Consider the following 20,401-nt stretch of genomic DNA (forward strand, 5'->3'; position numbering starts at 1 on the left):
TAATGACCAGCAGGGAAATAATAAAACGCGTGCTTGAATTTAAAAATCCTGAAAGGATAGGATATGATTTTTTATCGCCTCATCCCAGCGATATAGTTTGGGGAGGAGTAAGTACGGGAAAGGCCACTAAATGGGGCAAAGATCCTGAAATATTGAAGCTTGTGCCTGGTTTTGAGGGCGAGGTATACATGGATGAGTACGGCAATATATGGGGACGTCTGGAGAGTATTACCAAAGGAGAGGTTATACGCGGTGCTTTAGAGGATGGATGGGAAGGCTTAGATAATTATCAACTGCCCGATTATTCGCCGTTGGAACTCTATCAGCCCGCTAAAAAACGTTTTGAAGAGCAGCCGGATAAATACCGATTAGGAGGATTGCCTGGTTTTCCATTCGCTATAATGCGATACATAAGGCGCATGGAGAACTTCTTGATGGATGTATTATTATATAAAGAAGAAGTACTGCGTTTGAATGATATGGTGGTGAATATGCTGCTAAAAGTCATAGACAACTATGCTGCTATAGGAGCCGACGGAGTGACATTTGCAGAAGATTGGGGTACGCAGGATCGACTTCTTATAAGCCCTAAGACATGGCGCGAATTATTTAAGCCATCTTTTAAAGTTCTTGTGGGCAGGGCGCATACGCATGGTATGCACGTTTTGATGCATTCATGCGGTTATATATACGACATCATACCTGATCTCATAGAAGTCGGCATCGATGCGCTTCAGCTCGACCAACCTGAGTTAATGGGTGTTGAGCGCTTAGGAGAGAATTTCGGCGGCAAGGTTACATTTTGGTCACCTGTGGACATACAAAAAATCATGCAGACCGGTAATGAACAACTGATTAAAGAAGAGGCTAAGAAAATGATATATTACTTCGGCCGATATGGTGGGGGCTTTATAGCTAAAGATTATCCACAATGGGATGCTATAGGTGTCAAAGAAGAATGGGCGCAATGGGCCAGGGACGCCTTTATGAACGGTTGACTTAAGCTAAAGAAAAAATTTTTCGCTAATACTTGACTTTACTTGCCGAAGGTTTATAATAATCATATAAGTGGTTGTAATACAAGTAGACAGCATACAGCATATAAAATATTAAGTAAAGAGGTGGTTGGAAATATGTCAATAGGGGAAAACTTGGAGAAATTATTTTCACTTGAGGGCAAGATAATTCTTTTAACAGGAGCTGCCGGAGGAATTGGCAGTGCATTGGCTAAAGGATTAGCTGATGCCGGTGGCGATATGGTGTTGTGCGATATCGCCGAGGAAAGGTTATCCGAGGTAGAAAATGATATAAAATCGAAGGGCAATAAGGCTAAAAGCTATAAACTGGACTTATTAAGCATGGATTCTATTAAAGATTGCGTGAGAGCTGTTATAAAAGATTATGGCAAGGTCGATGTGCTGATCAATTGTGCAGGCATAAACAAAAGAGAAGGTTTTTTGGATGTGGATGAAGCTACATATGACAGAATTATGAATATTAATCTAAAAGGGCTTTTCTTCCTTACACAAGAAGTTGTAAAACATATGATAAAAGAACACAGCGGAAACATAATAAACATATCTTCGCATAATGCTGTAGGTATGCTGGGAGGATGCAGCGTATACGGTGCCAGTAAAAGCGGAGTGGCCGCTTTGACACGCTCTATGGCCATTGAGTGGGCAAAGCATGGTATTAGGGCTAATGCAATTGCGCCGGGCCATATCCTGACTCCTCTTACCACCGAAACATGGGAGCATCCCGAGCGTAGCAGGTACTTAAAAGAACGGATTGCCATGGAAAGACCAGGCAATCCCGAGGAACTTGTTGGCATAGCCGTAATGCTGGCTTCCGATGCATCCAGCTATATGACCGGTACGATGGTGCATGTGGATGGCGGATGCTTGGCAGGCGGGTCGCCATGGCCATACAATACAAAATATTGATATAAGGATGAAACAGAGGTTTTTATATGGGAATTCAGCCGATAAAAAAGGCAAATGTGAGCGAGCAGGTTTATGAACAATTAAAGAAGCAATTGCTGAACGGCGAATGGAAGCAAGGGGATAAAATTCCTTCGGAAAATGAATTGGCAGAGGCTTTTAACGTCAGCCGTATAACGGTACGTCATGCCATACAAAAGTTAACAGCCTTGGGATTAATAGAAACGAGGGTTGGAGAAGGTTCTTTTGTAAGAGAAGTGAAGCCCGGCGTGTATATGAACGCTATAATCCCATTGGCTTATCTTGGCGAAAATTCAACGCTGGAAGTACTGGAATTCAGATACGTGGTTGAATCCGAATCTGTAGGACTTGCGGCTGAGCGAGCGACGCAAGAGGATATTGCAGAATTAAAGGAAATATTAAAGAATATGGAAGATGTTAAAGAGGATGCCCAACTCTTCGCAGAAGCCGACCTGCGCTTTCATTTTAAAATAGCTCAAATTACAAGGAATTCCCTAATAATTGAAACATATAATATTTTAAACGATATTTTAGAAACAGCTATGAATGATATTGTAAAAAGATTAGGCTTTGAGATAGGCATTTATTATCATACAAAGCTGCTTGAAGCTATAGAGCACCATGATAGCGAGCACGCCAAGAAGATTATGAAAGAGCATGTTAATAAGACTATTGAGAATTATAGGAAAGAGAGACTTGTTGAATGAAAAGGAGGGTTTATTATAATAGGACTTGTATGACAACTATCAACAGTTGACCGCTTAATATTTGTATATCTATTGAAACAGGTAGGTTAGAGAGGAGTTGGAAGATGAAGGCATTGATGTATTATGGACCTGAGGACTTGCGAGTGACAGAGGTACCAGAACCTGTACCCTTAAAAAATGAGGCTTTGATAAAGATAAAAACTTGTGGTATTTGTGGCAGTGACGTGCATGGATATTTAGGAATAACGGGCAGAAGGATAGCGCCGATGGTGATGGGGCATGAATTTTCAGGCGAAATCGTGCGTTTTGGAGAAGGTACTGTGTGCGATTACAAGATTGGCGATAGGGTAACGGTGCAGCCGGTCGACTTTTGCGGTGAATGCGAGAATTGTAAAAACGGCTATACAAATGTATGCTTGAATAAAAGGTTTTTTGGCGTTATGGATGTCAACGGTGCTTTTGAAGAGTACCTAGCTGTACCAGTGAAGCTTCTATATAAGCTACCGGATAATATCAGCTTTGATGAAGGAGCATTAATAGAGCCATTGGCTGTTGCATACTGTGGCGTAAAGAAAGCAGGTGACATTACTGGCAAAAATGTGCTGATCGCAGGCGGCGGAACTATCGGACAAATGATATTGAGCGTTGTTAAAGCAAAGAATGCGAAGAACATCATCGTTTCTGATCTAAGCGAGTTTAGGTTAGATATGGCAAAAAAGCTCGGCGCCACGCATGTAATCAATCCTAAAGATAAAAATACAGATGAGTTCCAAAGAGACATTCAAAATATTCTGGATGGTAGACTTGTGGATGTGGCCTTTGAAGCGGTTGGAATAGCTCCCACTGTTACACAGGCTCTGAGCAGCCTTAAAACGCAAGGAACGTGCATATGGGTAGGCAATAGCGCAAAGATGATAGAACTTAATATGCAGGATGTAGTGACGAAAGAGCTTAAAATATTTGGTACTTACATTTATACCCATGAGGAATTCGGCGAAACTATTGATTTCCTTTCCGAAACAAACTTAAATTTGAATACCCTTATCTCAAAAGAAATTGATTTAGAACAGGCGCCGGCAATGTTTGCAGAATTAGCTAAGACAACGGATAAGTATCTGAAGGTAGTCGTGAAGTTTTAATAAAAATGAATGGAGGATATTCTTATGGATAAACAAGAATTGATAAAAAAATTAGAGGAGCAGGCCAAGGTTTTAAGAAGAGATATCGTTGAGATTGTTGGTGTAGGCTTGCCAGGCCATATAGGTGGCTCATGTTCTTCTGCAGATATTGTGACAGCTTTATACTTCTATAAAATGCACCTAGATCCTAAAAACCCGAAGAAGGTAGACCGTGACAGATTTTTATTTAGCAAAGGTCACGCAGCTATAGTGCAATATGCGGCATTGGCGGAACTCGGCTATTTTGATAAAAGCGAATTAAAAAAATGTAAATCATTGGGTTCTATGTTGCAAGGGCATCCCGATTATAGGAAGACTCCTGGCGTTGAAGCTAATACCGGTTCACTTGGACAGGGCCTATCCATTGGCCTCGGTATGGCATTAGGTCTCAAGCTGGACAATATCGATAGGAAGGTTTATGTAATTGTAGGCGATGGCGAAATTGCAGAAGGTCAGATTTGGGAAGCCGCTATGGCGGCCTCTAACTTTAAGGCGGATAACCTCATAGCTATATTGGATAATAATGAGCTTCAGGCCACCGGCCCTATAGCCGAAAGGTTCAATACTAATCCATTAATTCCCAAATGGGAAAGTTTTGGATGGAATGTGATTGAGATAAATGGCCATGATATGGGTCAGATAATCGATGCACTGGATGAGGCTGATAATGTGAAAGGCAAACCTACTATTATCGTTGCTCATACTATAAAAGGCAAGGGCATCAGCTTTGCTGAAAATGCGGTAGAATACCATAATGGTGCCTTAACGCAGGAAGCGTACGAGAAAGCATTAACGGAATTATCATGTTAAGGAAAGGATGATTTGATATGAGTTATACGAATCAAAGGATAGCTTATGGCAACGCACTTGTTCAATTAGGCAGGGAGAATAAAAATATAGTGGCGTTGGAAGCGGATCTTGGAAAATCAACTATGTCCAATATGTTTCAGCAGGAGTTTCCCGACAGATATTTTGAGATGGGTATTGCAGAGCAGAATATGGCATCTACTGCAGCAGGTCTATCCTTAACTGGCAAAATACCATTTATACACTCATTCGCAGTATTTTCAACGGGCAGGGCGTTTGACCAAATACGCCAAACGATATCCATAGGTAGGCTAAACGTCAACATTTGCGGTTCTTCCGCCGGTTTGTCGGATTTTGGCGATGGTTCGACCCATCAGTCGGTGGAAGATATAGCGATTATGAGAGCTATACCTAATATGACCGTATTTTGCCCGGTTGATGCCAATGAAACGGGTAAAGTGGTAAGGGCTATGGCGGAAATTGACGGGCCGTGTTATATCCGAATAAACCGCAATGATTATGAAAATGTTATATCAGAAGATACGCCATTTCAGGTTGGTATGCCTACTGTATTAAAAGATGGCAGCGACATAGCAGTTTTTACAATAGGCATAATGGCGATTAAAGCGTTGGAAGCGGCAAAAGCATTAGAGGGCAAAATTTCTCTCAAGGTCATCAATGTCAGCACCATTAAGCCGTTAAATACACAGGTGATCATTGATATGGCAAAAAATTGCAAAGCCGTTATTACAGCTGAAGAACACAGTATCATAGGCGGGCTGGGCAGTGCTATAGTGCAGGCCCTTTCTAAAGAATGTAAACCCATAGAATTTATTGGTATAAACGATACTTTTGGTTGCAGTGCGCGGGGCTACGACGAATTACTAGATTATTTCGGTCTCACATCAGAGGCTATTATTCAAGCAGCACAAAGATTAAACAAATAAAAAGTATGATAAAAGGAGATGTGGTATTTATGAAAATAGGGTTTATAGGACTAGGTATTATGGGCAAACCTATGGCAAAAAACCTCTTGAAAGCAGGGCATGAGGTGGTTGGCTACGATATAGTTAAGGAGAACGTAGATAATGTGGTAGCTGCAGGTGCAAAGCCTGCTTCATCTGCTAAAGAAGTGGCCGAGCAGTGCTCGATTATTATTACCATGCTTCCTAATTCACCTCATGTAAAAGAGGTAGTCATGGGGGAAAACGGTATATTGGAAGGGGCTAAGCCAGGGACTATATTAATAGACATGAGTTCTATAGCGCCGTTGGCTTCCCAGGAGATATGTAAGGCGTGCGAGGCCAAGGGTGTCAAAATGATAGATGCACCGGTTAGCGGAGGAGAACCCAAAGCTATCGATGGCACGCTTTCCATCATGGTAGGGGGAGATAAAGCGGTATTTGAGCAGGTATATGACATACTTATGGTAATGGGCAGCAGCGCTGTACACTGTGGCGACATAGGGGCAGGCAATACTACAAAGTTGGCAAATCAAGTCATTGTGGCTTTGAATATTGCGGCTGTTTCTGAAGCCTTCATGTTGGCGACAAAGGCCGGAGTAGATCCGCAGTTGGTGTTTGATGCTATAAAAGGCGGGTTGGCTGGTTCTACCGTTATGAATGCAAAAGCACCAATGATTATGGAAGGTAACTTTGAACCCGGTTTTAAGATTGATCTTCATATCAAAGACTTAAATAATGTCTTAGAAACAGGGCATAGCGTGGGCTCTCCGCTTCCGTTGACCGCTGCAGTGATGGAAATGATGCAGACACTTCACGCCGACGGTTATGGGCAAAAGGATCACAGCGCTTTGGCAAAATATTATGAAAAGCTGGCTAATACGGAGATTAGGAAAAGATAGTTTCTACTGCTCTTGAATCTCGACGCAACGCTCAAGTATTGGCTAAATATTAGCTAATACTTGAGCGTATATTACCATGTAAGTTCTAACATTTAGTAAATTTGTAAATTTTCATATTAAATATAACGGGGAAATTGAGTATGGGAGTTAGTGGGTATCAGTTAATTATAGGTCTTGCCATAGGCATTACATTATTAATCCTTATGATTGTAAAAACGAGAATTCACACATTTTTTGCCTTGATCATATCATCTGTTGTGACAGCTGCGCTATGCGGGGTCCCGATGGATAAGATAGTAAGCATGGTTACCACTGGTTTTGGAAACACATTAGCAAGTATAGGGATTGTGGTAGGCTTGGGTATTTTAATTGGAGAGGTATTTGAAATGTCAGGTGCGGGCGAAAAAATGGCAAATACCTTTATAAAGATATTCGGCGAAGGAAGAGAAGAATGGGCGCTTGCTATTACGGGATTTATAATTTCCATTCCTGTATTTTCAGATACGGCAATGTTGATTTTATTTCCAATTGCAAAAGCGCTTTCTAGAAAAACAAAAAAGTCCATTGTTTTGCTAGGTATGTGCCTAATGTATTCGGCCGTTATTACTCATACTTTAGTGCCGCCCACGCCGGGGCCGTTAGCAGCAGCGGAGCAATTTGGAGTGCCGTTGGGGAATATGATACTCTGGGGCGTTATTGTTAGTATTCCTATTATGATAGCCATCATATTCTACTATAGGTATATGGGATCTAAAATATATATTTTGCCTGAAGAAGAGAGCGAAAATGTTATAAAAGACGAAAAAGAACTTCCTTCTACTATAGCTTCTTTTACGCCGATTTTATTACCGATTCTTTTAATCGTAATGAATACCGTACTTACCGCTACGGGAATAGAAAATTCTGTCGTGGAGATATTAAAATTTATCGGTACGCCTGTTATAGCGCTTTCTATTTCGTTGCTGGTTTCTCTCTTCTTGCTTACTAAAGGTATGAGCAGAAAAGAAGTGCTTTCACGAATGGATAACGGAATCAAAAATGCAGGTATTATTTTACTTGTAACCGGTGGAGGCGGCGCTTTGGGATACATATTGAAAGAAAGCGGGGCTGGAGATTATTTGGCTCAAACTATAGCGAATACAAGTATCCCGCCACTTTTAATTCCATTTCTAATTGCAAGCGTTGTTAGAGTGATTCAAGGCAGCATTACTGTATCTATCATTACTGCTGCGTCTATTTCCGCCCCTATTTTGCTAAATATACCCGGTGTTAGCATGACATTTGCGGCTATATCTTGTTGTGTTGGCGCACTTTCGCTATCATATTTTAACGATAGCGGTTTTTGGGTACAGTCTAATCTGATGAAATTAAGAAACACAAAGGAACAGGTGCTTGCTTGCTCGCTGCAAAGTCCGATCGCTTGGATTACGGGCTTTATAATGCTTATGATATTGAATGCTTTATTTGGGAATATAGTGTAGATATACTACTATAATATTTATAAAATATAAGTGAAGTAAGGAGAAATTATAATGTCTGGAGGAGCTTTTTTTATAGTCCTTGCTATAGGAATAATAGCATTAATGTTGCTTATAGCAAAATTTAAGGTGCATGCTGTGCTTTCTCTGTTGTTTGTTGCTTTCTTTATTGGTGTGGCTATGGGATTTTCACCATTGAAATCGGTGGAATTAATAGCACAAGGATTTGGGGATACGTTGGAAGGGGTCGGTATCCCTATTATACTAGGTGCTATATTGGCTATGGGTATTCACGATACGGGTGCAGCAAAGTCTATTGCTAATTTTTTCATTAAGCTATTTAGGGGCAAAAATCTTGAATTGGCCCCGGCACTAACGGCATATATTGTATCTATTCCTGTATTTGGTGACATCACTTCGGTATTAACTTCAAATATAGCTTCTGTATTATCAGCCAGGAAAAAGATATCAATGTCTACCATGGCTTCTTTTACTGCTTTAGGTTTAAATCTAACTCATGCTGTTGTACCGCCAACACCTGGGATATTGGCGGTAGCGATATTGATGAAGGCTGATCTAGGTTTGGTGATTTTTTGGGGTATAGTTATTACCTTTATTGCTTTCATAGCAACCTGGTTATTGCTTAAAAAATGGACTGAGAAAGAATATATAGAACCTAATCCCGAACTTGTAAAAGGGATTAAGCCGGCTGATACGAATGATATTGACGACCTACTCATAAAAGGCGAGAATTTGCCAGGAACCTTAGAATCATTACTGCCTATATTTATTCCAGTAATATTAATATCAATGTCTTCATTTATAGGTATGATATTGCCGGAAGGAAATATTTTCAGAGAAGCCTCTGCGTTTTTGGGCAACAAAATAGTAGCGCTCTCTTTAGCCGTAATATATACAATGTTGTTGGGGCTAAAATATAAAAAAGCGGTTATTCAAAACAATAAAGATATGAGTGTGAATTATGAGAGCGAAAATATCAAGGATGTATTGTTAAATAGTTGGGTAGTAAGAGGATTAAATGTTGCTATAATAGCGTTAATTGTTACTGGTATGGGAGGCGCTTTAAGTACCATAATTAAGTCAGCTCCTGCAGTAGCTCAACTTAGCGGATTTGTAGATGGGCTTAATATACCATCTATATTGATCCCATTCTTTTTAGGTACGATAATGATGACAGCAGTTGGTTCAATGACTACAGCCGGTATGACTGCCGCAGCTATTGTTTTACCAATGCTGCCAGCACTGGGCTTATCGCCATTGGCAGCTACTTTAGCTATAGGGGCCGGTACTATGGCGATCAATCATGTCAACAATAGTGGTTTTTGGGTAATAACACAATTTTTCAATTTGAATACAAAGCAGGGTATAAAATACATTACTATACCGGAAATAGTGGCAGCCATAGTTTGCATAATTTGTGTTGTAATATTAAATGCTGGGGGATTACTTTAAAAATATATTATTCTATGATTGTTTATAATAAATCATTTTAAGATATTATAAAATTTAATAGTTGATTAACCTCGTGTTGAATTCTAACATGTGTTCTTCGTAACTTGTGCTGAGGTTAATCAACTATTTTTTGATTATCATATAGTAATGTCTGAGTTGTAGCTGCAATCTTTTAAAACGCATAATAAGTTTAACAGGTATTTATTACCTTATATATGCAATAAATTCCTTGCAACGCCACACTAGATCATGTAAAATATATAATATAGAATAGATATTGTGAAGACTAGAAACTCGTTGCGAATTTTTTAAGGGAGGGGAAAATTTGAGTACGAGGTTTTATAGCAATATGTATCTCTCGTTTGTGTTGATATTGTTGATCGGTGTGATATGCTCAGCGTTAATATTCGGTTATTTTTCCACAAAGGTAGTGATGCAGGAGATATATAGTGCCAATATGAAGGCTCTCAATTATGTAGTTGATAATATGAATGTTGCATTTGAGAGCATAGACAATATAACATTGCAATTATCAAGCGATCCGGGTGTGAATTTTTTCTCTTATAGAGCTTTTTCAGACGATTATTTTGGATTAAAGCGTTTATCACAAAATATAGATAGCCTTAAGGTTGCCAATTCCTACCTTGACTCTATATATGTTTATTATAAAAATAATGACGCTGTTATTACATCTCCGGACGGGAAAATGAGCTTGGAGAGTTTTTATGATACGCTATGGATGAAGCAGTTATCCTTTCAAGGAGAAATTCAATGGATTTTTAATAGAAAATTCAACAGGCCTAGAGGGATGAATGGATACGAAAATAAGGCCGTTATATCATATGTACGCTATATGCCTTCAGGCTCCGCATATAAAAATGGTGCAGTAATAGTGAATATAGACGTAAATAAATTAAATACCATGCTGGATCAAAATGGTATAAACGCCGGTGGTGTAATGATAATGAATGATAATGGAAATATAGTGGCATCATCGGTTAAAGGCCTAAATATAGATTCCAAAACGATTTTGACAGATATCAAACAAAACAAAACTCTTAACGGTTATAAGAAGGCAAATCTAGATGGCAAATACTATATAACGTCCTACCTTAAAGACGATAGGGATTGGATATATATTATGTTTACTCCTATGGAAACATTGATGGATACACAAAATATGATAAGAAATATCATATTTATAAGTACGCTGCTGGCACTATTTATAGGAGTTATACTTTCGTCGACATTTTCTAAACGTTTATATACACCGTTAAAAGAGTTGATGAGTGCAGTTATCGATGGAAATATAAGGCAAAACGAGGGCTGTCGTGGCAGTTACTGCCGATTTGAAGAATTTAAGGCTATACAAGACTTTGTTAGCAATGTGATTGAAGACAATGAATTATTAATTGAGGAAAATAAACATTTTGAATCATATGCTAAAGAAGGGATTATATTAGGCCTATTACATGGCAATGTAGCCATAAACGATTTAAAAGCCGATAACCTCGACTTTATATCTAAAGGATTTAGTAAATTGATAATGCTGGTTATAGATATGGATGATTATGAAGAACTTATACAGCGTTATACTGACGATCAACTATTCCAAATCCAACATTTAATAACGGAGATATGTAATTCCAATATTTTAACTGATGATAATATCAAAATAAATGTTGTCAAAACCTATCCCCATCAATGGGCGTGTATAATAGTATCGTATGATGATAGTATCTGTGATGATCCATATATATTGAATATTGCATTTAGGGTCGCAGAAAATCTGAAGGCCATCGTGAATACGCAACTAAATCTTCGTATTACTATAGGTATAAGCAAATCAGCAACTGATATAAGCCAGATACATGATATGTATTTGCAGGCTTGTGAGGCTATAAAATACCGTATAACACAAGGGGGAAATAATATAATATATTTTGGGCATACTGCTTTGGCTGCTAAACCTTTATACACTTACCCACAACACCAAGAAGAAGAATTAATAAGCGCTTTAAAGGCGATGGATAAAGAGGCTGCCCATAGAGCTGTGCATTCCTTTATAAACCATATAAACTGTTATAAATGGATAAGCCATAATCATGTATATTATGTATTTGCACAATTAATAGGTAGTGTGATGAGATTAATATATGGATTTGGAGCTAGTGCTACTGAGATATGGGATAAAGGTAACATATTCGAAGATTTATCAAAATGCCAATTAATGGAGGATATAGAAAATATACTTATAAAATTTATAGATGAGACTATCCTGTGTATAGAAAGTAAGCAGAACAATAGATATGCAGTCCTCATTGATTCGTGCGTGGAATACATAAACAAACATTATAGCGATAAACAATTATCGGTTGAGAAGCTCTCGAGCAAAGTGTACCTTAGCCCAGCTTATTTAGAAAAAGTATTTAAAGAGATGAGAGGGCAGACCGTATTGGATTTTATAAATACTGTTCGCATGGAGAAGGCGAAATTAATGTTAAAGGAAACAAATCTAAAAATAGAAGATATTGCCGATAAAGTGGGTTATAATACGGCTCGCGGGTTTATAAGAGCTTTTAAAAGACGCGAGAGTATGACACCGGGGCAATACAGACATCATCTATTGGAGCAAAAAACCGATGACATCCCTGTGTAATTCTATATTATATTATTGTAATGGTCTATAATAAATAAATCTGTCTATACGTTAATTCATGATATTTTGTATAGTCTATTTACTGATAAGTTGGGCAGTTGTATTATTCATAGTATCAAATAATCGGAGGAGGAGAGCTACTATGAATGATATAACTATTGCTAATACAATGGTTGCTAAACATCAAAATCCATTTATAGCTAATATTTATAAATATAGGTATCTTTACCTGCTGCTGTTACCTGGCCTTGTATGGGTAATAGTTTTTAAATATGCGCCTATGTACGGCATTATTATAGCTTTTAAGGATTACAATATTTTCAAAGGTATAAACGATAGTCCATGGGTAGGAATGGCTAATTTTAATCGTTTCTTCCAAGACAATTACTTTGGGCCTCTTATGCGCAATACACTGCTTATAAGCTTGTATAAGATAATGTTTGGTTTCCCCCTACCTATAATAATAGCACTCATGTTAAACGAAGTTAGGAATGTTTCTTTTAAAAGAACGGTCCAAACGATCATATACTTCCCCCATTTTTTATCTTGGGTAATAGTAGGTGGTCTTATAGTAACGCTTTTATCTCCGGACGGGTTGATAAACGGTTTAATAACGATGATTGGAGGGGAAAGTACTACTTGGATGGCTCGACCGGAATACTTTCGTACAATATTGGTGTTATCGGATATATGGAAGGAGTCAGGGTGGGGTACGGTTATATATATGGCCGCACTTGCTGGAATAGATCCACAACTATATGAAGCGGCTGTTATAGATGGTGCTAGTCGGCTACAACGTATGAGACACATAACTTTACCGTCCCTGATGCCTACCATCATTATCATGCTCATATTGCGCATGGGCAGTATAATGGATGCAGGTTTTGAACAAGTATTCCTTTTGCTCAACCCTAGTGTAATGCAGGTTGGAGATATTATAGATACATTTGTTTATAGAGTGGGTTTGGAACAGCAACAATATAGTTTTTCTACTGCTGTAGGCCTTTTTAAATCTGTTATTAACATAATATTTGTGGTTGGCACAAATTATATAGCCAAAAAAGCTGGCCAAGAGAGTTTGTTTTAATAGGAGGAGAGAGAAGTGAAAAGGGAAAGCTGGCAGGATAATATAACGCAGGTTGTTATATATGTTATATTGGTTGTAATCTCGCTTATAGTGATAGTACCGATATTATATACCATATCGGTTTCATTGACGCCATATGCCGATACGCTTAAACGCGGAGGGGTTATACTTTGGCCTACTAATATAACATTTGAATATTACAGTTATGTTTTTAATGAAAATTCTCCTGTTCCAAGAGCGTATCTTATTACAGGAATAGTTACGATTATAGGAACAGCTATAAGTCTTTTGGTTACGGCATTTACGGCATACCCGCTATCAAAAAGATATTTGCCGGGACGAAATGGGATAATGTGGATATTCTTCTTTACTATGCTGTTTGGTGGCGGTTTGATACCGACGTATCTCGTAATACGGTCACTCGGATTGATAAACACTTTATGGGCGTTAATGATACCATCTGCAATGTCAGTATATAACATGATAATTATGAGGACATTTTTTTCTGGGATACCCGATAGCCTTGAAGAATCGGCGAAATTAGACGGAGCCAATGATATTACTATATTATTTCGCATAGTATTACCCTTATCAACGCCGGTATTAGCAACCTTGGGTTTGTTTTATGCTGTTGGCAAATGGAACATGTTCTTTGATGCGTTAATATACATAAATGATCGTAGTAAGTATACATTACAAGTGGTTTTAAGGGAGATATTGCTAATGAGCCAATTGACCGAACTTATGCCCGAGAGAGCATCGGTATTGCCGCCGCAACTTCCATTGCAAATGGCAACTACAATGGTTGCGGTAATACCAATGCTATGTCTGTATCCGTTCTTGCAACGATACTTTGTACAAGGTGTTATGATCGGGGCCATAAAGGGGTAGACCCTTGACAATAAATATATTTATTATTAGAGGAGGAATTTATACTATGTACAGAAAAACATTGATGTTGTTTATGGCGCTTGTTTTGGTCGCGGGCATATTGCTAACGGCTTGTTCGACTGAACAGACAGGGGAGAAAACGCAAGATAACGCTGCTCAACAAGCAGAAGAAACAGACAACGATAAAAGCCAAGGTGAAATCACCGAACTAACGCTTTTTTGGAACAGAGCTAATGAAAATCCGGCTCCTGATAATATAATAATTAAAGAAGTGGAGAAACGTACTAATACAAAGCTTACTATAATTGCGCCTTCCACACAGGAATATATGCAGAAGCTCAATATAACCATGGCATCGGGTGATTTGCCCCATATAGTGATGTTTCCCGGAGGGAATCTTACTGATATGAAGTCATATGCTAAACAAGGAGCATTAGTGGCGTTGGATGAGATGCTAAATCAATATGCTCCAAACAGCGTATCTTATGTTCCGCAGGATGTATGGCCGTTTATGAAGTGGAGCGATAAAACGTATGCTATACCTTCGTGGAAGATAAAAAATAAAAATACGGTGTATGTAAGGCAGGATTGGTTGAACAAATTGAAGCTTGAAATACCCAAGACTTTAGATGAATATTATGAGGTAATGAAAGCTTTTGCGAAAAATGATCCTGACGGTGATGGTAAAGCTAATACTTATGGCTGGGGTGGCTCAGGTATAGGAGCATTCAATTCTATATATGGTGCATTTGGAGTAATGCCTACGCTATGGTATTGGGATGATGCTTTACAACAACTTTTGCCTTACGATATACATCCGGCAATGAAAGATGCTTTAAGTTTTTTGAATAAAGCATATAAAGAAGGCTTGATCAATCCTGATTGGATGGTAGTAAAAGGGCCGGAGGCGGATGCCCTTATCGATAGCGGTAAAGTCGGGATATTTAATGGTTGGTGGACATATGGACCGGATAGAGAAGTGAAGCTAAAGGGAGTGGTTCCGGATGCGGTAATAGAACCGATAGCACCTCCTGTAGGACCGGACGGTAAGAGTGGTAATATGCCATCTGGTCGTTTGGGACGCATGTTTTCTATCACCGTGCAGGCTGAGAAGGAAGATAAGGTGGAGAGTGCGCTGAAGTTTCTGGACTTCTTCCATACACCAGAAGGTATGCTTCTAGGGCGTTATGGGGTTGAAGGGGTACATTGGAAATGGAAGAGCGGTCAACCTACGCCTGATACGCCAGCGGAATTAGATAAACGAGTGGATGATATAGAGTTTTTGAATCAATATACAAAGGATCGCGAATGGATAGAAGTGATGAACTTTTTTGAACCGCAACTTAATATAACATCTTTCCCTGGCTGGAGCGATAGGCATGTGGCAGCACAGCTGTTTGCCAGAAAACAGCCCATAATAGAGAATGATGGCGATGCCATAACGTGTGATGCTCGTATACAATACGGTGCATCGCTGGATACTTTGAGAGATGAAACTTATGCTAAGATAGTGACAGGTGATCTTCCTCTAAGTGCTTTTGATGATTTTGTAAAGCAATGGAGAAGTTCTCATGGCGATGAGGTTATAAAACAGATGACCGAACAATATAAGATTATTTATAATAAATAGTGAATGTTAACAGAAAACGACCACGATATAATCAACTTATATCGTGGTCGTTTTTTCTCCATAATATATAACCCTACTTAGCCTAATTGTGGTATAATAACGTTATACCGTTTGTTTATGATGGAGGACTGATAACTGATAATGGACAGTGTATTTGAACAATTGTTAGAGGATATACATAGCATCGTATCCTCAAGTTATGATCGGGATTATGTGTGCGATGCCGTAGTGCAATTGCTGTATAACAGGATACCCTATTACGATTGGGTAGGCTTTTATTTTATGGAGGACAAGGCTCTGGTTTTAGGGCCATACCGAGGCCGCCCCACCGAACATGTGCGCATAGAGGTAGGGCAGGGTATATGCGGCCAAGCAGCGGTCAAGGGGCATACAGTGGTTGTAGATGATGTTAGTATGGAAGATAATTATTTGGCATGCAGTCTGCAGACACAGTCCGAGATAGTGGTACCTATAAAAGTGGATGGCTATTTAATAGGCGAAATAGATATAGACAGCGATACGCCGAAGGCTTTTGGTATACAGGATAAATCCTTTTTGGAAGAGGTGGCCCAGGCCTTGTCGCGGCTTTTTAAGCACGATTATCCGGAATATTTTGCAAAATTTAAGCTTGATGTGCCGGAATATTTCAATTTTGCTTGCGATATAATCGATCGCAGGGCCGATGAGAACGATAAACAGGCTATGTTATTTGTGGATAGAGAGGGCAATGACTTTAGCTATAACTTTTCTGATTTTAAGCGCTTGTCCAATAAAGCTGCTAATCTATTGAAAAAACATCATGTTCGCAAAGGGGCTAATGTCTTTATAATGCTGCCGCGCATACCCCAGTGGTGGGAATGCATGCTGGCATGTTTTAAGGCGGGCGTCATAGCTATACCGGGTACGTCGCTTTTAATGCCGGAAGATATAGAGTATCGCATAAATGCTGCGCACATAGAAGCAGTGGTAACTGATAGCGAAAATGCTTATAAATTTGAAGAAATAAAAGGCCGCTGTCCTACGCTGAAAACGCTTATTCTAGCCGATGGGGTAAGGGATGGATGGATAGATTATCGACGTGAGATGAAGGATATGCCGGATACATTTAAGGCGGTTAAGAGCCGCAGCAGTGATCCAGCTATGATGTATTTTACGTCAGGTACTACAGGATTGCCTAAGATGACGTTGCATGCACATTCCTATGCTTTAGCACATAAGATAACAGGCGAATTGTGGATAGATTTAAAACCTGAAGATCTTCACTTTAATTTCTCGGATACAGGCTGGGCCAAGGCTGGGTGGAGCAGTATATTCGGCCCATGGAATGCCGGAGCATCGGTATTTATCCCTGATCTTAGAGGTAAATTCAACCCTACAAAGGTATTGGAACTTATAGAGCAATATGATATAACGACTTTTTGCGCGGCTCCTACCACCTATCGCATGCTGGTGCAGGAGGACCTATCAGCGTACAAATTTGCAAAACTGCGCCATTGCGTAGCTGCTGGCGAACCGTTAAATCCTGAGGTTATACGCAAATGGCAGAAGGCTACTGGCATTACCATACGAGATGGTTATGGTCAATCCGAGTCGGTGGTGCTGATAGCTAACTTTCCATTCTTGGATATAAAACCTGGCTCTATGGGTATACCATCGCCTGGATTCGATATAGCGGTGGTAGATGAGGATGGCAGACGCCTGCCGCCTGATCAGGAAGGGGATATAGCTGTAAATATAACACCTGTAAGGCCGGCCGGTTTATTCAAGGAATATTGGAAAGATCCAAAAGCCAATGCTGAGCGTACCAGAGGCCATTGGTATCTGACCGGCGATAAGGGTTATATGGATGACGACGGTTATTTTTGGTTTATAGGAAGGGCCGATGATGTTATAATAAGTTCGGGATATCGCATAGGGCCATTTGAAGTGGAAAGCGAGCTGCTCAAACATCCTGCTGTAGCGGAAGCCGCGGTTGTAGCCAGTCCTGATGATGTCAGGGGCGAAATAGTTAAGGCATTTGTAGTATTGGCGCCGGGTTACGAGCCATCAGGGCCGTTGACAAGGGAGTTGCAGGAATTTGTAAAAGCCAATACTGCGCCGTATAAATACCCGCGGGCTATCGAGTTTGTGAACCATATACCGAAGACTATAAGCGGCAAGATAAAAAGGGCCGAACTCAAGGCTATGGAATATAATAAGCATAATCCGATGGATGCGTCGGTTTCATAAATTAAACATTAAAGGGGGAGTATCATGGCTTACGAATTAAAGCCAGAGCAATTGAAAAAGACTATTGATCCGTCTATGTTTTCTTTTAATACGACGGACGAACTGGAGCCAAGAGAGGGCATTATAGGGCAGGAGCGCGCGGAGAGGGCCATGGAATTTGGACTTCAGATGGATAGCAAAAACTACAACATTTACATATCAGGTTTAACGGGCACCGGCCGTACGAGTTATGCCATGTATGCTGTTAACGAAGCTGCAAAGGACAAACCGACGCCTAAGGATTGGTGCTACGTTTTTAACTTTGATAATCCGACGCGTCCGATAGCATTGAGTTTTAAAGCTGGGGTAGGCGCTAAATTTAAGAAAGATGTGGATGATGTTATAGAACGTTTGAGGGTTCAGATACCTAGAGCATTTGAAAGCGACGAATACGATGAGCAGAAAAACACGATAACCAAAAAATATCAGGATATGCGCGTTAAAGCAATTGAGGAATTAAACGAAATAGCGCGGCGCCGCGGTTTTGCCATCGAGATGGGGCCGGCTGGTGTTGTAACCATACCGCTTATAGAAGGGCGCAAGATGAGTCAGGAGGAGTTTGAAGCTCTGAGCGACGAGGCCCGACATGAGATAGAGGATAGACTGGGAGAATTGCAAATAATAATAGCTGATACTTTGAAGCGCATGCAGATGATGGAAAAACAATATCGCGAAGAGCTGGATCAATTAAATAAGCAGGTAGGCTTATTTGCCATAGGCCATGTCATAGACGATCTTAAAGATACTTACAGCGAATATCCTAAGGTATTGAAGTACATAGAGGATATGCAGGAAGAAATGCTCAATAACCTGCAGGAGTTTTTACAGCCTGTTAATGCTAGCGATAAGGACGATATGTATGCAGCTTTTATGAAAAGAAGGCGCGGTGATTATTTTGTTCGCTTCCGCGTAAATCTTCTAGTGGATAACAGCAAGACCAATGGAGCTCCAGTAGTGGCAGAGTTTAATCCCACGTATAATAACGTAATGGGAGCAATGGAATACGTCAGCGAATTTGGTGTGGCGGTTACTGATTTTATGCATATAAAAGCCGGTGCGCTCCATAAAGCCAACGGTGGCTATCTTATAGTGGATGCTAAAGACGTACTGTCTCTTCCTTTGGTATGGGATGGCATAAAGAGGATGCTCAAAACCGATGAGATAGCCATAGAAAGCCCTCAAGACAGGTTAGGCCTAGTGTCAATGAGTTCTATGCGGCCGGAGCCCATACCGTGTTCAGTTAAGATAGTTATAATAGGCAATCCTCTTATATATCAGATGCTTTATATTTACGATGAGGATTTTGAAAAGTATTTTAAAGTCTTGGTCGATTTTGATGCCGATATGCCACTGGAGGACTTTAATGCGCTACGTATGGCCGATTTTATAAGCTCGTATGGAAAACAGCATAATTTCAGGCCATTTGATCGCAGTGCAGTGGCTCGCATATTGGAATTCAGCTCACGCATGGCTGAAAGTCAGAAAAAACTCTCTACCAGGTTTAATGAAATAACTGAGGTATTGCACGAAGCCAATCTATGGGCTAAACTTGACGGCGGTGATGTGATAACCGGACAGCATGTAAAACAGGCTATCGAGGAGAAAGAGCGTCGTTTCGATAAATACGAGCAGCGTATGTTGGAAATGACGCTGGATGATCAGATAATGATCGACGTAGAGGGCAAGCGCGTAGGCACTATAAATGGGTTATCGGTGATAGACATGGGCGATTATACCTTTGGAAAGCCCAGCCGCGTTACCGCTTCAGCCTATGCCGGCCGCGAAGGTATAGTCAATATAGAGCGCGAGAGTAAGCTGAGCGGCAAGATACATGATAAAGGTGTTATGATAATAGTAGGGTATATGGGTGAGAAATATGCCAGAAAGAGGCCTCTCAGCATGTCTGCGCGTATATGCTTTGAGCAGTCATACGGTGGGGTGGATGGTGACTCGGCTTCCAGCACCGAATTGTATGCTTTGCTTTCAGCTGTAAGCGGCATACCGCTGCGCCAGGATATAGCTGTTACCGGCTCGGTTAATCAACATGGTGAAATTCAGCCAATAGGCGGCGCCACATACAAAATAGAAGGATTTTATAAATTATGCAAAGCGCGCGGGTTGACTGGTACTCAAGGCGTCATGATACCTTATAGGAATTTGCAGGATATCAACCTCAAGGACGAGGTGATAGACGCCGTTAAAGAGGGATTGTTCCATATATATGCGGTAAAGACCATCGACGAGGGCATAGAACTGTTAACAGGATTGCCTGCCGGCGAAATTGATGGAAATGGCGAATATCCAGAAGGCACAGTCCATCATGCGGTGAAAGCGGCACTAGATGCTTTTATGGAGTCGATAAAACAAGATGATAAGGAATAAAGAATGATACTTTAAA

Annotated in this window: 15 protein-coding genes; all 15 read left to right on the top strand. The window is 40.1% G+C overall.

Annotated elements, in window-relative coordinates:
* Window positions 1-2 precede the first annotated feature (2 nt).
* The 15 genes from MAHAU_RS02360 to MAHAU_RS02430 all read left to right on the top strand — a co-directional run bounded on the left by MAHAU_RS02360 (window position 3) and on the right by MAHAU_RS02430 (window position 20,385).
* Window positions 3-998: a uroporphyrinogen decarboxylase family protein gene (locus tag MAHAU_RS02360; protein ID WP_013780117.1), complete on the top strand. Its 996-nt coding sequence runs from the start codon at window positions 3-5 to the stop codon at window positions 996-998.
* 135 nt (window positions 999-1,133) lie between these two features.
* Window positions 1,134-1,943, top strand: a complete 810-nt coding sequence (locus MAHAU_RS02365; RefSeq protein WP_013780118.1) for an SDR family NAD(P)-dependent oxidoreductase — start codon at window positions 1,134-1,136, stop codon at window positions 1,941-1,943.
* Between the two features lie 26 nt (window positions 1,944-1,969).
* A complete protein-coding gene (locus MAHAU_RS02370) occupies window positions 1,970-2,668 on the top strand; it encodes a FadR/GntR family transcriptional regulator (RefSeq protein ID WP_013780119.1) in 699 nt (232 codons plus the stop codon).
* 104 nt (window positions 2,669-2,772) lie between these two features.
* Window positions 2,773-3,807, top strand: coding sequence for a zinc-dependent alcohol dehydrogenase (locus MAHAU_RS02375; RefSeq protein ID WP_013780120.1), 1,035 nt, complete (start codon window positions 2,773-2,775; stop codon window positions 3,805-3,807).
* A gap of 24 nt (window positions 3,808-3,831) precedes the next feature.
* Window positions 3,832-4,656 (top strand): transketolase, encoded by an 825-nt coding sequence (locus MAHAU_RS02380; protein WP_013780121.1) that lies wholly within the window; start codon window positions 3,832-3,834, stop codon window positions 4,654-4,656.
* A 17-nt stretch (window positions 4,657-4,673) separates the two neighbouring features.
* Window positions 4,674-5,600, top strand: coding sequence for a transketolase family protein (locus MAHAU_RS02385; protein ID WP_013780122.1), 927 nt, complete (start codon window positions 4,674-4,676; stop codon window positions 5,598-5,600).
* A gap of 29 nt (window positions 5,601-5,629) precedes the next feature.
* Window positions 5,630-6,517: a 2-hydroxy-3-oxopropionate reductase gene (gene garR / locus MAHAU_RS02390; RefSeq protein ID WP_013780123.1), complete on the top strand. Its 888-nt coding sequence runs from the start codon at window positions 5,630-5,632 to the stop codon at window positions 6,515-6,517.
* Between the two features lie 140 nt (window positions 6,518-6,657).
* Complete coding sequence (locus tag MAHAU_RS02395; protein WP_013780124.1) at window positions 6,658-7,998, top strand: GntP family permease; 1,341 nt, start codon at window positions 6,658-6,660, stop codon at window positions 7,996-7,998.
* A gap of 51 nt (window positions 7,999-8,049) precedes the next feature.
* Entirely contained in the window at window positions 8,050-9,468 is a 1,419-nt protein-coding gene (locus MAHAU_RS02400) for a GntP family permease (protein WP_013780125.1), read from the top strand.
* Between the two features lie 325 nt (window positions 9,469-9,793).
* Window positions 9,794-12,127, top strand: coding sequence for an AraC family transcriptional regulator (locus MAHAU_RS02405; protein WP_041643789.1), 2,334 nt, complete (start codon window positions 9,794-9,796; stop codon window positions 12,125-12,127).
* Between the two features lie 142 nt (window positions 12,128-12,269).
* Window positions 12,270-13,214 (top strand): ABC transporter permease, encoded by a 945-nt coding sequence (locus MAHAU_RS02410; RefSeq protein WP_013780127.1) that lies wholly within the window; start codon window positions 12,270-12,272, stop codon window positions 13,212-13,214.
* Window positions 13,215-13,229: 15 nt separating this feature from the next.
* Window positions 13,230-14,105, top strand: coding sequence for a carbohydrate ABC transporter permease (locus tag MAHAU_RS02415; RefSeq protein WP_013780128.1), 876 nt, complete (start codon window positions 13,230-13,232; stop codon window positions 14,103-14,105).
* Window positions 14,106-14,151: 46 nt separating this feature from the next.
* Window positions 14,152-15,735, top strand: coding sequence for an extracellular solute-binding protein (locus tag MAHAU_RS02420; protein WP_013780129.1), 1,584 nt, complete (start codon window positions 14,152-14,154; stop codon window positions 15,733-15,735).
* Window positions 15,736-15,876: 141 nt separating this feature from the next.
* A complete protein-coding gene (locus MAHAU_RS02425; protein WP_013780130.1) occupies window positions 15,877-17,964 on the top strand; it encodes an AMP-binding protein in 2,088 nt (695 codons plus the stop codon).
* 24 nt (window positions 17,965-17,988) lie between these two features.
* Window positions 17,989-20,385: a Lon protease family protein gene (locus MAHAU_RS02430; protein ID WP_013780131.1), complete on the top strand. Its 2,397-nt coding sequence runs from the start codon at window positions 17,989-17,991 to the stop codon at window positions 20,383-20,385.
* The last annotated feature ends 16 nt before the right edge of the window (window positions 20,386-20,401 follow it).

It is taken from the genome of Mahella australiensis 50-1 BON, assembly GCF_000213255.1.
Lineage (GTDB): Bacteria > Bacillota > Clostridia > Mahellales > Mahellaceae > Mahella > Mahella australiensis.